This window comes from Escherichia sp. WS33 (assembly GCF_046486385.1).
In the GTDB taxonomy this organism is placed as follows: Bacteria; Pseudomonadota; Gammaproteobacteria; order Enterobacterales; family Enterobacteriaceae; genus ECMA0423.
On record NZ_JBJQLJ010000001.1, the window covers coordinates 282,587 to 296,757 of the forward strand.

Below are 14,171 nucleotides of genomic sequence, written 5' to 3' on the forward strand. Positions count from 1 at the left end.
TATTATTTCTTCGCTTCTACGCCGTCAGTTTCAGAGCGAATTAAAAATTTCTCAGTTGTTTGCGGAATATGCTGAATCAGCCAGTCGGCCATTTGCTTTTCCTCATTTAAAATCGCTTCGATGGTTGGAATTGAAGCTGTATCACCGGCATTTTTTGCTGCTGCTAATAGTGAGGTGTAACAGGCGATTTCAAATTGCTCGAAGACATATCCGCTAATAGAGCCTTTGACTATTTCATCAGAAGGGAATATACCACCGATTGACTGCCCAAGCACAGCCATTTTACTCATGGAATCTTTAATGACTGAACGTGAAATGTCATTACGATCAAGAATAGTTTCCAATTGAACAATCTGGTTTTTGGTTTCACTAAGATGTTGTTCAATACGAGCGCGTAGTTCAGGATAATTATCTATACGGCTGGCCATGGATTCAAGCATAGATTCGGCTTGCTTTTCCATTGCGTGGGCGTCACGTAACCAGTCATGATAATGTTCAATACGATTCATGAAAATGTCCTCTTTATAAAATGACTAAAAGTTAAAGTTCATATTTCAGGCTTTATTTTCGGCTTTCTTATTTACGTTATTAAGGGCCAGATCAGTCAGTTTGATGTCGGTGGCCTTTTCTTCTTCCAGGGTCTCTTTCAGAAGCTTCGCTGCTTTACGATAACCTAATTGTTCAGCCAGCGTCGCTAATGTCCCGTAACTGGCAATCTCATAATGCTCGACTTTCTGTGCTGCGGCAATCAGTGCGGCATCACGCACTTCGTTTTTCTCGGTACTTTCGATGACCTCATTAGCTTCTTCAATAAGACCTTCCATTGCCACACATTTCATGCGCTTAATTTTCAGATTCGATTCTGATTCCACAACTTGATCAATACGTTCAATCTGTCCATGTGTTTCCTCGAGGTGCGCATGAAAAGCCTGACTTAATTTTTCGTTTGATGTTGCTCTTGCGAGTTTTGCCAGTGCCCGGGTTAATTGTTTTTCTGCGCTGTAGGTATCTGAAAGCAGGTGAATAAATACATCTTCAATGGTCTTCATATTCATATTTTTCTCCAGTGAAATCACTGCGAGCCATACGGCCCGCAGATGCAATTATCTTTATCAGCTGATATTAATAATTAACGGTGAATCAGGATTTGCCTGATTTATTACCACCGCTTTGTTGACCGCCTTTTTTACCCGCTTCAGATGCGCGTTGCGGATCATTTTTAAAATTACCGCCGCTATGCTGACCGCCTTTACGGCCTGCGTCGGATGCCTTCTCACGGTCTTCGGCGAAATTTCCTGAACCACCACGATGTTCGGCCATGTTATTTCTCCCGTTGCGTTGCATTGTTTCATTAATATGAGTGTTGTGTGTCGACACTCATTAAAATTAGTCGCTAATGAGAATTAGTCAAATTAAGCGCAACGAGAAGATAGAGGGAAAATATATTTTGAGGAACATTCTGGATATATTAACAATTACCTGAGGAATAAGTGACTTAGAGAAAATTATTGATTTTACTGGTGTTATGTTGCGGGATTAATTTGTTTGATTATATTACTGTTGGGCGGAAAAATGACGTAAGTTGACGTTCGACCGGGGTAAGCGAAACGGTAAAAAGATAAATATTAAATGAATTTAGGATTTTTCCGGCTTCATTAAAGAAAGTTAAAATGCCGCCAGCGGAACTGGCGGCTGTGGGATTAACTGCGCGTCGCCGCTTTCATCGGTTGTACAAAAACTTTCAGTGCCGCCAGCATTTTCTCTGGCTCATTAATATGTTGCTCGATGATTTTAACAATGGCCGAACCAGAAATCGCGCCCGCAGCTCCTGCATCAATCGCTGCTTTTACCTGATCCGGGGCGGAAATACCAAACCCCTGCAATGGAGGTGCAGCGTTGTACTCTTTCAGCTTCGCAACCAGATGATTGAGGGGTAACGCGGCGCGGTTTTCTGCGCCGGTCACGCCCGCTCGTGACAGCAAATAGGTGTAACCACGACCGTAAGAGGCTATCTGGCGCAGCAGGTCGTCATCGGCATTTGGCGGGCAGATGAAGATAGGTGCGACATTATGACGCAACGCGGCCTGGCGGAAGGGCGCGGACTCTTCAATTGGCACATCGGCAACCAGCACCGAATCGACGCCGACTTTCTCGCACTGGGCATAAAACTCATCAATGCCTTTGTTAAACACCAGATTGGCATACATCAACAGGCCAATGGGAATGGTCGGGTGTTTCTGGCGAATCAGTGCCAGCATTTCAAAACATTGTGCCGGAGTCACACCTGCCGCAAAGGCGCGCAGAGTGGCGTTTTGAATGGTCGGGCCATCCGCCAGTGGGTCGGAGAAGGGGATACCTAACTCCAGCGCGTCAGCACCGGCTTCAATTAGCGTATCGATAATTTTCAATGACTGCTCAATGCCCGGATCACCGAGCGTGACGAAAGGAACGAATGCGCCTTCTTTGCGCTCCTTCAACTGGGCAAACAGAGATTCGTAGCGTTCCATCAGATTTCCCCTCGTGCTTTCAAAATATCGTGAACGGTGAAGATGTCTTTATCGCCGCGACCGGAAAGGTTAACCACCAGTAGCTGCTCTTTATCCGGGTTTTCGCGCATCATTTTCAACGCATGGGCCAGGGCGTGGGAGGATTCCAGCGCCGGGATGATCCCTTCGTGCAGGCACAGCGTTTTGAAGGCTTCAAGGGCTTCATCATCGGTAATAGACACGTAATCAGCGCGTCCAGTGCTGTTAAGATACGCGTGTTGTGGGCCGACAGACGGGAAATCCAGTCCGGCGGAGATGGAGTAAGATTCTTCAATCTGCCCGTCTTCGGTTTGCATCATCGGCGCTTTCATACCGAAATAGATGCCCACGCGACCATGTTTTAACGGTGCGCCGTGCTCGCCAGTTTCGATACCGTGACCACCTGGCTCCACACCAATCAGGCCGACGTTGGTTTCATTGATGAAATCAGCAAACATGCCGATGGCATTCGAACCGCCGCCAACACAGGCGATAACGGCATCCGGCAGGCGACCTTCTCTTTCCAGAATCTGCGCTTTGGTTTCTTCGCCAATCATCCGCTGAAACTCACGCACAATGGTCGGATAAGGATGCGGGCCAGCTGCGGTGCCCAGCATATAGTGCGCGGTTTCGTAACTACCGGACCAGTCGCGCAGCGCCTCGTTACAGGCATCTTTCAGCGTCGCGGAACCGCTATGCACCGGGATCACTTCCGCACCCATTAAGCGCATACGAAAAACGTTAGGCGACTGGCGTTCTACGTCTTTGGCACCCATATAAATACGGCATTTCAGGCCGAGCAGGGCGCTGGCAAGGGCCGACGCCACGCCATGCTGACCGGCACCGGTTTCGGCGATGATTTCGGTTTTACCCATCCGCTTCGCCAGTAAAGTCTGACCGAGCACCTGGTTAGTTTTATGCGCGCCGCCGTGCAGCAAATCTTCACGCTTGAGATACAGAGTGGTGTTCGTCCCGGCTGTAATGTTCTGGCATTTGGTCAGCGCGGTTGGACGCCCGGCATAGTTTTTCAGCAGGTCGTTGAACTGAGCCTGAAATTCAGGATCTTTTTGCGCACTGACAAAAGCTTCTTCCAGCTGGCGCAGAGCAGGCATCAGGATTTGTGGCACGTACATGCCGCCAAACTCACCAAAATAGGGGTTAAGTAATGTTGTCATTGTTCCTTTCCTTAATATGCGCGCAGCGTCTGGAAAACCGAGGCCAAAAGACGTGCGTCTTTGATGCCCGGTTGCGACTCTACAGCAGAATTAAAATCAAGTCCGGCGCAGCCGGTTTGTGCCGCTTCCACGCAGTTATCTGCGCCTAAGCCCCCCGCCAGCAGAACGTTGCCAAGCGATTGACCATTTAATAGTGACCAGTCAAAACGTTGCCCGCTTCCACCCTGGCCGTTGTCTAAAACATATTTATCAACGTGCTGAAACTCGCGGGCGGGCAGGGTTTCACCGACGCTTAATGCTTTCCAGATGGCAACATGTGCTGGCAGAGCTTCACGCAGCGTATCGATATACAGCTGTTCTTCATTACCATGCAGTTGCACTGCCGCCAGCGATAACACCTTAGCTTTGTCCACCACATCGGCAATATCGTGATTGCGGAACACGCCAACATACTGCAACGGTGCCGCAGCCATCACTTCCTGCGCCTGTTCAACGTTGACGCAACGCGGTGATGTCGCAACAAAAATCAACCCACCGTAAATCGCGCCCGCGTCATAAGCTGCTTTAGCATCTTGCCCACGCGTCAGGCCACATACTTTATTCTCACCCAGCAACACCCGGCGCACGGCGGCGTGCAAATCGTCATGGGCCATCAACGCCGAACCAATCAGAAAACCGTTAGCGAAGTGGCTTAACTCGCGCACCTGAGCGTAAGTATTGATGCCGGATTCGCTGATTACCGTTACGTTGTGCCCCAGTTTCGGCGCAAGCTCGCGGGTACGGTTGAGATCAATCGACAAATCCCGCAGATCGCGGTTGTTGATGCCAACGACCTTTGCCCCCAATGCAATGGCACGCTCCAGTTCCTCTTCATTACTGACTTCGGTCAGCACACCCATCTCCAGACTGTGGGCGACGGCGGCAAGCTGGCGATATTGTTCGTCATCCAGTACTGAAAGCATTAATAAGCAGGCATCAGCCTGGTAATAGCGCGCCAGATAGATCTGGTAAGGATCGATAATGAAGTCTTTACATAAAATCGGCTGCGGGGCGATTTGGCTGACGATGGGGAGGAAATCAAAGCTCCCCTGAAAATATTTCTCATCAGTCAGCACCGAAATTGCCGAAGCGTAATGTTTATAAATGGCGGCAATGCGTGCTGGATCGAAATCATCACGGATCACGCCTTTTGACGGCGACGCTTTCTTGCACTCCAGAATAAACGCCGTGCGCGCACCCTGTAGCGCATCATAAAAATGTCGCGTGCTCGGCTGAACCTCATTCTGAAAACTGGCCCGCGGTTGCTGCTGTTTGCGGGTTTCTACCCAAATCGCCTTGTCTGCGACGATTTTCGCTAAAACGGTTTGCATCATTTACCCTCGTGCCGCCAGCGCGGTAACTCTGTCGTAAGCGGAACCACTGCGCAGTACCTCAAGAACGGTTTGCGCATTGGCTTGCAGATCTTCATGGCCATGCAGGCGCATTAACATGGCGACGTTCGCAGCGACGGCTGCTTCATGGGCGGCGTCGCCTTTACCTTGTAACAAACGTGTTAAAATGTCACGGTTTTCTTCCGGTGTTCCGCCTGCCAGTTGCTCCTGGTGGTAGGGTGTCAGGCCAAAATCTTCAGCGGTCAATTGATAGCTCTTAATTTCGCCGTCATGCAGCTCGGCAACGATTGTCGGCGCGTGTAATGAAACTTCATCCATCCCGCCGCTGTGCACCACCGCCGCGCGTTGATACCCCAGCACGCGCAAGGTTTCGGCAATCGGCAGCACCAGTTCCGGACTATAAACACCAATTAACGCCAGCGGCGGATGCGCCGGGTTAATCAATGGCCCCAGCACATTGAACAGGGTGCGGGTTTTTAGTTGCTGGCGAACCGGCATTGCATGGCGAAATCCGGTGTGATATTTCGGTGCAAAGAGGAAACATACGCCTAACTCATCCAGCGCCTGGCGCGATTTATCGGCGTTCATATCAAGATTAATACCGAACGCCGCCAGCAGATCGGACGAACCAGATTTACTGGAGACGCTACGGTTGCCGTGTTTCGCCACTTTCAGCCCACAGGCCGCGGCGACAAACGCACTGGCGGTAGAAATATTGATACTGTTGCTGCCGTCACCGCCAGTACCGACGATATCAGCAAACAGATAATCCGGGCGCGGGAACGGCGCTGCGTTTTCCAGTAGCGCGGTTGCTGCCCCGGCGATCTCGTTCGGGTGCTCACCGCGAATTTTCATGCTCACCAGCGCCGCCGCCAGTTGTTCCGGCTTCAGCTCGCCACGCACCACCGCTGAAAACAGCTGGTGGCTTTCTTGTTGGCTAAGCGTCTGCGCCTGATACAGTTTTTCCAGAATCGGTTGCAGCGTGTTGGCTGGCTCTAGTTTCTGCTGCGCCCAGGCCAGCGTTTGTTCCAGCAGGCGAGCGCCCTGGGTGGTGAGAATGGATTCCGGATGGAACTGGAATCCACAAACGCGATCCGCATCGTGACGTACTGCCATCACCATGCCATTAAAATGGGCGTTGATGGTTAAACCGGCCGGAATGTTACTGCCAACCAGCGAGTGATAACGCGCCACCGGCAGCGGGTTTGTTAATCCGGCAAACATCGCCTGACCGTCATGTTCAATGCTCGACGCTTTACCGTGAAGAATTTCGCCCGCCTGACCGACATAGCCCCCGTAAGCTTCGACAATTGCCTGATGTCCGAGGCAAATGCCAATAATGGGCAGCTTGCCACGCAAGCGGGTGAGGAGTTCCGGCATACAACCGGCTTCGCTCGGCACACCGGGGCCAGGAGAAAGCATCAGTACCGGATTGCTCATGGTCGCCAGGCGTTCAATTAAGGTCTGCGCCGGAATATGGTTGCGGTAAATCACCACGTTATGCCCATTGCTGCGCAACTGATCTGCCAGGTTGTACGTAAAAGAGTCGATATTATCGAGCAGCAGTATGTCAGCCATCAGAAAGTCTCCTGTGCATGATGCGCGGTGGCAATAGCGCGCAGTACAGCGCGGGCTTTATTACGGGTTTCGTCGGCTTCCGACTGCGGAATAGAATCAAGGACTACGCCAGCACCGGCTTGCACGGTGGCGATACCGTTTTCCACCAGCGCCGAGCGGATCACAATGCAGGTGTCGAGATCGCCGTGCGCGGTGAAATAACCTACCGCGCCGCCGTAGCTGCCGCGGCGACGACCTTCCGCCTCGGCAATTAACTGCATGGCGCGCACTTTCGGCGCACCGCTTAACGTCCCCATATTCATACAGGCGCGGTAAGCGTGTAGGGCGTCGAGATCGTGGCGCAGCTCACCGACCACGCGGGAGACCAGGTGCATCACGTAAGAGTAACGGTCAACTTTGGTGAGGTCGGCGACGTAGCGGCTGCCGGGGGTGCAAATGCGTGCCAGATCATTACGGGCAAGATCCACCAGCATCAGATGTTCAGAAAGCTCTTTATGATCGGTACGCATTTCCAGTTCGATGCGGCTGTCGAGGTCTCTGTCCAGCGAGCCATCGGCACGACGACCGCGTGGACGTGTTCCGGCAATCGGGTAGATCTCAATCTGGCGGCTGGTGGCGTCATACTTGAGCGAACTTTCCGGCGACGCGCCAAACAGGGTGAAATCATTATCCTGCATAAAAAACATGTACGGGCTGGGATTACTCTTTTTCAGCACGTAATAGGCCGCCAGCGGTGACGGGCAGGGCAGAGAGAAACGGCGAGATGGCACCACCTGGAAAATTTCTCCAGCGCGAATCGCTTTTTGCAACAAACGCACTACGCCACCGAACTCTTCATCGCTCTGATTACATTCACAACGCATATGCGGCACGGAAACCACCGGCAGCGGCGGCGCGGCTTCGGTCAGTTGCTGACGTAGTTCGTTCAGGCGAGCAGTGAGACGTTGTTTTTCTTCTTCATTCGGAGCAAACAGGCTGGCCTGAATACGGGTGCTTTTTTTCTGATGGTCAATCACCATCAGAGTTTCAGCGAGATAAAAACAGAAATCAGGGCAGTTATTTTCCGCTGACAGTTGCGGTAAATCTTCAAATCCCGCCACAAGGTCATAAGAGAACAGGCCGCCGAAGAACATTGCTTCTCGTTCTTCCTTCGGTACATTCAACAGATTCTGCAATAAACGGAAAGCGTCAAAAACCGAAAGGGAGCATAAGCGAGCGTCTTCATCCAGCAGTGGACTGACAGGGGGGAAGCGCAGCACACGGCAGTTTGGTAATTGTTCATTTTCCACACCCGCAGGCAGGGCGTTATCCAGTAGTGTCAGCAGGGCTTCGCCGTTGCCGGAAAGTGCCTGGATTGTGACAGTGTCACCTAAAGCTGTAATGCGCAGCGCACTGTCTACCAGTAGCAGGCTTTTTAAATCATCTTTGCTGTCGATATCTGCGGATTCCAGCAGCAGCGTTGCCGGACGATCCCCACACAACTGGTGAAAAAGCGCGGTGGGATTGTCGCGATAAGCGCCTTCGCAGGTTAGCAGTTCGAGAGTCGGTTTTTGTGTTTGCATTGTTATTCTCTAATTTTGTTCAAAAAAAAGCCCGCTCATTAGGCGGGCTGGGTATCTGATTGCTTTACGCATGGTGAATACACTGCCCGTTTCAGGAAGTGCGCCACCAACCTTTCAGTACGAAAATTGCTTTCATTGTCGATACCCTTTTTACGTGAACTTGCGTACTAGTTAACTAGTTCGATGATTAATTGTCAACAGCTCATTTCAGAATATTTGCCAGAACCGTTATGATGTCGGCGCAAAAAACATTATCCAGAACGGGAGTGCGCCTTGAGCGACACGAATTACGCAGTGATTTACGACCTGCACAGCCATACCACAGCTTCCGATGGCTGCCTGACGCCAGAAGCATTGGTGCACCGTGCAGTCGAGATGCGCGTCGGCACCCTGGCGATCACCGACCATGACACCACAGCTGCAATCGCGCCAGCAAGAGAGGAAATTTCACGTTCGGGACTGGCGCTGAATCTTATTCCCGGCGTGGAAATTTCCACGGTCTGGGAAAATCATGAAATTCATATTGTCGGGCTGAATATTGATATTACTCATCCGCTAATGTGTGAGTTCCTCGCGCAGCAGACAGAACGGCGCAATCAGCGGGCGCAGCTGATTGCCGAAAGACTTGAAAAAGCGCAAATACCTGGGGCGCTGGAAGGCGCACAACGACTGGCGCAGGGCGGCGCAGTGACGCGCGGTCATTTTGCGCGTTTCCTTGTTGAGTGCGGCAAAGCCAGTTCAATGGCGGATGTCTTTAAAAAGTATCTGGCGCGCGGGAAAACCGGATACGTTCCGCCACAGTGGTGTACAATAGAACAAGCTATTGATGTCATTCATCATTCTGGCGGTAAGGCGGTGCTAGCTCATCCTGGGCGGTACAATCTTAGTGCTAAATGGCTGAAAAGATTGGTTGCGCATTTTGCCGAACACCACGGTGACGCGATGGAAGTCGCGCAGTGCCAGCAATCGCCCAATGAACGTACCCAGCTGGCGGCCCTTGCGCGTCAGCATCATTTATGGGCATCACAAGGATCTGATTTTCATCAGCCATGCCCGTGGATCGAACTGGGTCGTAAACTCTGGCTGCCCGCAGGCGTTGAAGGCGTCTGGCAGCTATGGGAACAGCCGCAGAACACCACAGAGAGGGAATTATGAGCCAGTTTTTTTATATTCATCCTGATAACCCACAGCAACGTCTGATCAACCAGGCGGTGGAGATCGTGCGTAAAGGCGGGGTGATTGTTTATCCAACTGATTCCGGCTATGCGCTCGGCTGTAAAATTGAAGATAAAAACGCGATGGAGCGTATTTGTCGTATTCGCCAGCTGCCGGACGGTCACAACTTTACCCTGATGTGTCGCGATCTTTCTGAACTCTCGACCTATTCATTTGTTGATAACGTTGCGTTTCGTTTAATGAAAAACAACACGCCGGGCAACTATACCTTCATCTTGAAGGGGACGAAGGAAGTGCCACGCCGTCTGTTGCAGGAAAAACGCAAAACCATCGGTATGCGTGTGCCTTCTAACCCGATTGCGCAGGCGTTGCTTGAAGCACTGGGCGAACCGATGCTTTCCACTTCGCTAATGCTGCCAGGCAGCGAATTTACCGAATCCGATCCCGAAGAAATTAAAGACCGTCTGGAAAAACAGGTGGATTTGATTATCCACGGCGGCTATCTCGGACAGAAACCGACAACGGTTATTGATCTTACCGATGATACGCCGGTCGTGGTGCGTGAAGGCGTAGGTGATGTGAAGCCTTTCTTATAAGTGCGTAACTCTGTATACTACGCGGCCTTAAAATGGCGCTATACGGCGCCATTGATTCTCCTGTTCGACGCCTGTGAAGGCGACACCAAAAGGAAGCTCTATGAGCGAAAAATTACAGAAAGTGCTGGCCCGCGCTGGCCACGGCTCCCGCCGTGAAATCGAATCTATTATTGAAGCCGGTCGTGTGAGTGTTGATGGCAAAATTGCTAAACTCGGCGATCGCGTTGAAGTTACCCCTGGGCTGAAAATTCGTATCGATGGTCATCTGATTTCGGTACGTGAGTCCGCTGAACAAATTTGTCGCGTTCTGGCCTATTACAAACCGGAAGGTGAGTTGTGTACCCGTAACGATCCGGAAGGGCGTCCGACGGTGTTTGACCGTCTGCCAAAGCTGCGTGGCGCACGCTGGATTGCCGTAGGTCGTCTGGACGTTAACACCTGTGGTCTGCTGCTGTTCACCACCGATGGTGAACTGGCAAACCGTTTAATGCATCCAAGCCGTGAAGTTGAACGTGAATACGCCGTGCGTGTATTTGGTCAGGTTGACGACGCGAAACTGCGTGATTTGAGTCGTGGCGTGCAACTGGAAGATGGTCCGGCAGCTTTTAAAACCATCAAGTTCAGCGGCGGCGAAGGGATCAACCAGTGGTACAACGTGACTCTGACCGAAGGCCGTAACCGTGAAGTTCGTCGTCTGTGGGAAGCGGTTGGTGTGCAGGTGAGCCGCCTGATCCGTGTTCGTTACGGTGATATCCCACTGCCAAAAGGTCTGCCACGCGGTGGCTGGACGGAGCTGGACCTCGCCCAGACTAACTATCTGCGCGAACTGGTGGAGCTTCCGCCAGAAACCAGCTCTAAAGTCGCTGTAGAAAAAGACCGTCGTCGCATGAAGGCTAATCAGATTCGTCGTGCGGTGAAACGTCACAGTCAGGTGAGCGGCGGTCGTCGTTCTGGCGGGCGTAATAACGGTTAATCAAAGTATGCCGGACGTCATATCCGGCATTTTTACAGATTAATAATCAATCCCTATCTGCGCTTTTACACCGGCATCAAACGCATGTTTGACGGGGCGTAATTCACTTACCGTATCTGCCAGTTCAAGAATATCCCGATGACAACCACGACCCGTGATAATCACCGTCTGTTGATGTGGACGTTCATTTAACGCCTGCACCACTTCTTCCAGTGGCAAATAGTCATACGCCACCATATACGTCAGTTCATCAAGCAAAACCATATCCAGTGAGGAATCAGCAAGCATCCGCTTTGCATGTTGCCAGACTTCGCGGCAGGCGGCGGTATCAGACTCGCGGTTTTGTGTATCCCAGGTAAAGCCCGTTGCCATCACCTGAAACTCAACGCCATGTGGCTCCAGCAGATTGCGTTCGCCATTAGGCCAGGTGCCTTTAATAAACTGCACGACGCCTACTTTTTTTCCGTGACCAACTGCGCGTGTTGCCGTACCAAATGCCGCGGTGGTTTTGCCTTTTCCATTGCCGGTAAAGACGATGATAATACCGCGTTCATCCTGGGCCTGGGCCACACGAGCATCTACTTTTTCTTTCACTCGCTGCTGACGCTGTTGGTAGCGTTCATCACTCATTGGGAAATTCCTGGTTTACGGCCCGGTTGGGCGTCAAAGGTCATGCCGGTTTTACGGCGGCTGTCATCGCCCATCAGCCAGAGGTAGAGCGGCATGATATCAGCGGGTGTTTTAAGTTTCTGTGGATCTTCGGTCGGGAAGGCGCTGGCACGCATTGCGGTGCGCGTACCGCCTGGGTTAATGCAGTTGACGCGCAGGCGCTGCTGATATTCATCGGCCAGTACCTGCATCATCCCTTCGGTGGCAAATTTCGACGCTGCATATGCGCCCCAGTTGGCTCGTCCCTGACGTCCAACGCTTGATGAAGTAAAGACCAGTGAACCGGCGTCCGATTTGAGTAATAAAGGAAGCAGTGCCTGGGTGAGCATAAAGGTGGCATTAACGTTGACCTGTATGACGTCCTGCCAGACCTGTGGATTTTGTTCGCTCATTGGGCAAACATCGCCGAGCAATCCGGCATTATGCAAAACACCATCCAGACGCGGATAATTAACGGTAATGCGCTGTGCCAGTTGTTGGCAATCTTCGGACGTGCAGGTCAGCAAATCGAGAATAAACCACTGTGGCTGACGTCCAGTTTCTTCGTTTATGTGGCTGGCTACCTGACGTAATTTTTCTTCATTACGGCCCAACAGAATCACTGTCGCACCATAGCGTGCATACGTCATCGCGGCTTCACGGCCAATCCCATCGCTGGCTCCCGTCACCAGGATAATGCGATCATTGAGTAAATCTTGTTTTGGCTGGTAATGCATGGCTACTCCTCAACGACGTTGTCTGTCGTGCTGCCAGTGTACTTTATGACTTTGGGGCTTTATGCCTGAAACAGAAGGGCATTTCAATCAGCCTGGGGCGATAACACCGCAAAATGGATACTTTGTCATACTTTCGCTGCAATAACATCTCTGCGAGACGGCTTAACATGCCTGTTGTAAACTGTGAGCCAAAGCGTTGTTTAACCAAGGTGGGGACTCGTGGAATTGTTGTCTGAATATGGTTTGTTTTTGGCGAAAATCGTTACCGTTGTGCTAGCGATTGCGGCGATTGCCGCCATTATTGTCAATGTTGCTCAACGTAATAAACGCCAGCGTGGCGAGTTACGGGTCAACAATCTCAGCGAACAGTATAAGGAGATGAAAGAAGAACTGGCCGCGGCGCTGATGGACTCACATCAGCAAAAACAGTGGCACAAAGCGCAGAAGAAAAAGCACAAGCAAGAAGCGAAAGCAGCAAAAGCGAAAGCCAAACTGGGCGAGGTGGCAACTGACAGTAAACCTCGCGTCTGGGTGCTGGATTTTAAAGGCAGCATGGACGCCCATGAAGTGAACTCGCTACGTGAAGAGATAACGGCGGTACTCGCAGCATTCAAACCGCAGGATCAGGTTGTGCTCCGTCTGGAAAGCCCTGGTGGCATGGTGCATGGTTACGGGTTGGCGGCTTCGCAGCTGCAGCGTCTGCGTGATAAAAACATTCCTTTAACTGTTACGGTAGACAAAGTCGCTGCCAGCGGCGGTTACATGATGGCCTGTGTGGCGGACAAAATTGTTTCCGCACCGTTTGCTATTGTGGGTTCCATTGGGGTGGTGGCGCAAATGCCCAACTTTAACCGCTTCCTGAAAAGCAAAGATATTGATATCGAACTGCACACTGCCGGGCAGTATAAGCGTACTCTGACGTTGCTGGGTGAAAATACCGAAGAAGGGCGGGAGAAATTCCGCGAAGAGTTGAACGAAACGCATCAGTTGTTTAAAGATTTTGTGAAGCGTATGCGTCCGTCTCTGGATATTGAACAGGTGGCAACGGGTGAACACTGGTACGGACAACAGGCGGTAGAGAAAGGCCTGGTTGATGAAATCAACACCAGTGATGAAGTTATTCTTAGCTTGATGGAAGGCCGTGAAGTGGTTAATGTACGCTATATGCAGCGTAAACGACTCATTGACCGATTCACCGGCAGCGCGGCAGAGAGCGCCGATCGATTGTTGCTACGCTGGTGGCAGCGGGGTCAAAAGCCATTGATGTAAAAGACAAACGCGAGGCTAAGACCTCGCGTTTTGCTTTAATCAACCAGATGATATTTTTCTGAAAGCACATGGGCCAGGTGTTTGAACATATTAAACACCGCGGTGCTTTTGGCTGTTGGCAATCCTTGTTCATCTAAAAAGTAGTCGCCGGTAAATACCAGCACGCCATTACGCTGCGTGACGCCGGTGGCTTCAATCCCTGCGAGCGTATCCTCATGCTCACGAATGATTTTGTTGGCCTCTTTCAACAGCGTTTCGCGGTCGATGGGTTGTGTCTCTTTGTTCATTATTTACTCCTTAAACAAGGACATTAGTCTACGCCAGGCATGGCTTGCAGACAAATATACCACGCTGGTGGCAAGAGCGCCTTACTGGTAACTTTGGATTTTGCATGCTAATAAAGTTGCGTATCGGATTTTATCAGGTACAGTGTGACGCTTTCGTCAATCTGGCAATAGATTTGCTTGACATTCGACCAAAATTCCGTCGTGCTATAGCGCCTGTAGGCCAAGACCTGTTAACTCAGTCACCTGAATTTTCG

16 protein-coding genes and 1 other annotated feature are annotated in these 14,171 nt (G+C 51.2%); of the genes, 4 read left to right on the forward strand and 12 right to left on the reverse strand.

Annotation, left to right across the window (positions count from 1 at the left end):
- Positions 1 to 2: 2 nt before the first annotated feature.
- The 9 genes from ACJHXA_RS01465 to trpL form a co-directional block, all read right to left on the reverse strand.
- A complete protein-coding gene (locus ACJHXA_RS01465; RefSeq protein ID WP_001079514.1) occupies positions 3 to 509 on the reverse strand; it encodes a ferritin-like domain-containing protein in 507 nt (168 codons plus the stop codon).
- Positions 510 to 554: 45 nt separating this feature from the next.
- Complete coding sequence (locus tag ACJHXA_RS01470; protein WP_001056491.1) at positions 555 to 1,055, reverse strand: ferritin-like domain-containing protein; 501 nt, start codon at positions 1,053 to 1,055, stop codon at positions 555 to 557.
- A gap of 85 nt (positions 1,056 to 1,140) precedes the next feature.
- Positions 1,141 to 1,320, reverse strand: coding sequence for a general stress protein (locus ACJHXA_RS01475; protein ID WP_000807651.1), 180 nt, complete (start codon positions 1,318 to 1,320; stop codon positions 1,141 to 1,143).
- A 380-nt stretch (positions 1,321 to 1,700) separates the two neighbouring features.
- Positions 1,701 to 2,507 carry a tryptophan synthase subunit alpha gene (trpA, locus tag ACJHXA_RS01480; RefSeq protein ID WP_000443056.1) on the reverse strand — a complete coding sequence of 269 codons (807 nt, stop codon included), beginning with the start codon at positions 2,505 to 2,507 and terminating at the stop codon, positions 1,701 to 1,703.
- On the reverse strand, positions 2,507 to 3,700 hold the full coding sequence (gene trpB / locus ACJHXA_RS01485) for a tryptophan synthase subunit beta (RefSeq protein WP_000209530.1): 1,194 nt from the start codon (positions 3,698 to 3,700) through the stop codon (positions 2,507 to 2,509). The genes trpA and trpB overlap by 1 nt, the downstream gene beginning before the upstream one ends.
- Positions 3,701 to 3,711: 11 nt before the next feature.
- A complete protein-coding gene (gene trpCF, locus ACJHXA_RS01490) occupies positions 3,712 to 5,073 on the reverse strand; it encodes a bifunctional indole-3-glycerol-phosphate synthase TrpC/phosphoribosylanthranilate isomerase TrpF (RefSeq protein WP_000983930.1) in 1,362 nt (453 codons plus the stop codon).
- Positions 5,074 to 6,669 carry a bifunctional anthranilate synthase glutamate amidotransferase component TrpG/anthranilate phosphoribosyltransferase TrpD gene (trpD, locus tag ACJHXA_RS01495; protein WP_000763511.1) on the reverse strand — a complete coding sequence of 532 codons (1,596 nt, stop codon included), beginning with the start codon at positions 6,667 to 6,669 and terminating at the stop codon, positions 5,074 to 5,076.
- Positions 6,669 to 8,231 (reverse strand): anthranilate synthase component I, encoded by a 1,563-nt coding sequence (trpE, locus tag ACJHXA_RS01500; RefSeq protein ID WP_001194590.1) that lies wholly within the window; start codon positions 8,229 to 8,231, stop codon positions 6,669 to 6,671. Before trpE ends, trpD begins: the two co-directional genes overlap by 1 nt.
- A 21-nt stretch (positions 8,232 to 8,252) precedes the next feature.
- Positions 8,253 to 8,346: a sequence feature (Trp leader region), on the reverse strand.
- Complete coding sequence (gene trpL, locus ACJHXA_RS01505) at positions 8,323 to 8,367, reverse strand: trp operon leader peptide (RefSeq protein ID WP_001700591.1); 45 nt, start codon at positions 8,365 to 8,367, stop codon at positions 8,323 to 8,325. (Overlaps the previous feature by 24 nt.)
- Before the next feature lie 137 nt (positions 8,368 to 8,504).
- Here trpL and rnm point away from each other — a divergent pair, with 137 nt between their 5' ends.
- The 3 genes from rnm to rluB all read left to right on the forward strand — a co-directional run bounded on the left by rnm (position 8,505) and on the right by rluB (position 10,976).
- Positions 8,505 to 9,386: an RNase RNM gene (gene rnm, locus ACJHXA_RS01510; RefSeq protein WP_001285661.1), complete on the forward strand. Its 882-nt coding sequence runs from the start codon at positions 8,505 to 8,507 to the stop codon at positions 9,384 to 9,386.
- A complete protein-coding gene (locus ACJHXA_RS01515) occupies positions 9,383 to 10,003 on the forward strand; it encodes an L-threonylcarbamoyladenylate synthase (RefSeq protein WP_001295575.1) in 621 nt (206 codons plus the stop codon). The genes rnm and ACJHXA_RS01515 overlap by 4 nt, the downstream gene beginning before the upstream one ends.
- A gap of 100 nt (positions 10,004 to 10,103) precedes the next feature.
- The gene (gene rluB / locus ACJHXA_RS01520) at positions 10,104 to 10,976 is read left to right on the forward strand and encodes a 23S rRNA pseudouridine(2605) synthase RluB (RefSeq protein WP_001291216.1); all 873 of its coding nucleotides are present in this window, start codon (positions 10,104 to 10,106) and stop codon (positions 10,974 to 10,976) included.
- 39 nt (positions 10,977 to 11,015) lie between these two features.
- Here rluB and cobO read toward each other — a convergent pair whose 3' ends face one another.
- Together cobO and ACJHXA_RS01530 are read right to left on the reverse strand one after the other, a co-directional pair.
- Entirely contained in the window at positions 11,016 to 11,606 is a 591-nt protein-coding gene (gene cobO, locus ACJHXA_RS01525; protein ID WP_001278906.1) for a cob(I)yrinic acid a,c-diamide adenosyltransferase, read from the reverse strand.
- On the reverse strand, positions 11,603 to 12,361 hold the full coding sequence (locus ACJHXA_RS01530) for a YciK family oxidoreductase (protein WP_000559280.1): 759 nt from the start codon (positions 12,359 to 12,361) through the stop codon (positions 11,603 to 11,605). Before ACJHXA_RS01530 ends, cobO begins: the two co-directional genes overlap by 4 nt.
- 219 nt (positions 12,362 to 12,580) lie before the next feature.
- Between ACJHXA_RS01530 and sohB the strand changes: the two genes are divergently transcribed.
- Positions 12,581 to 13,630 carry a protease SohB gene (gene sohB, locus ACJHXA_RS01535; protein WP_000422045.1) on the forward strand — a complete coding sequence of 350 codons (1,050 nt, stop codon included), beginning with the start codon at positions 12,581 to 12,583 and terminating at the stop codon, positions 13,628 to 13,630.
- Between the two features lie 35 nt (positions 13,631 to 13,665).
- Here the strand turns inward: sohB and ACJHXA_RS01540 are convergent, their stop codons facing one another.
- Positions 13,666 to 13,917, reverse strand: a complete 252-nt coding sequence (locus ACJHXA_RS01540; RefSeq protein WP_001031530.1) for a YciN family protein — start codon at positions 13,915 to 13,917, stop codon at positions 13,666 to 13,668.
- Positions 13,918 to 14,171 lie beyond the last annotated feature (254 nt).

Excerpts from the sequence above, each read along its gene's own strand:
- trpE (WP_001194590.1), bottom strand. The coding sequence starts at position 8,231 with ATGCAAACACAAAAACCGACTCTCGAACTGCTAACCTGCGAAGGCGCT.
- ACJHXA_RS01530 (WP_000559280.1), bottom strand. The coding sequence starts at position 12,361 with ATGCATTACCAGCCAAAACAAGATTTACTCAATGATCGCATTATCCTG.
- ACJHXA_RS01540 (WP_001031530.1), bottom strand. The coding sequence starts at position 13,917 with ATGAACAAAGAGACACAACCCATCGACCGCGAAACGCTGTTGAAAGAG.
- rluB (WP_001291216.1), top strand. The coding sequence starts at position 10,104 with ATGAGCGAAAAATTACAGAAAGTGCTGGCCCGCGCTGGCCACGGCTCC.
- cobO (WP_001278906.1), bottom strand. The coding sequence starts at position 11,606 with ATGAGTGATGAACGCTACCAACAGCGTCAGCAGCGAGTGAAAGAAAAA.
- trpD (WP_000763511.1), bottom strand. The coding sequence starts at position 6,669 with ATGGCTGACATACTGCTGCTCGATAATATCGACTCTTTTACGTACAAC.
- ACJHXA_RS01465 (WP_001079514.1), bottom strand. The coding sequence starts at position 509 with ATGAATCGTATTGAACATTATCATGACTGGTTACGTGACGCCCACGCA.
- ACJHXA_RS01475 (WP_000807651.1), bottom strand. The coding sequence starts at position 1,320 with ATGGCCGAACATCGTGGTGGTTCAGGAAATTTCGCCGAAGACCGTGAG.
- trpA (WP_000443056.1), bottom strand. The coding sequence starts at position 2,507 with ATGGAACGCTACGAATCTCTGTTTGCCCAGTTGAAGGAGCGCAAAGAA.
- trpB (WP_000209530.1), bottom strand. The coding sequence starts at position 3,700 with ATGACAACATTACTTAACCCCTATTTTGGTGAGTTTGGCGGCATGTAC.
- trpCF (WP_000983930.1), bottom strand. The coding sequence starts at position 5,073 with ATGATGCAAACCGTTTTAGCGAAAATCGTCGCAGACAAGGCGATTTGG.
- ACJHXA_RS01470 (WP_001056491.1), bottom strand. The coding sequence starts at position 1,055 with ATGAATATGAAGACCATTGAAGATGTATTTATTCACCTGCTTTCAGAT.
- ACJHXA_RS01515 (WP_001295575.1), top strand. The coding sequence starts at position 9,383 with ATGAGCCAGTTTTTTTATATTCATCCTGATAACCCACAGCAACGTCTG.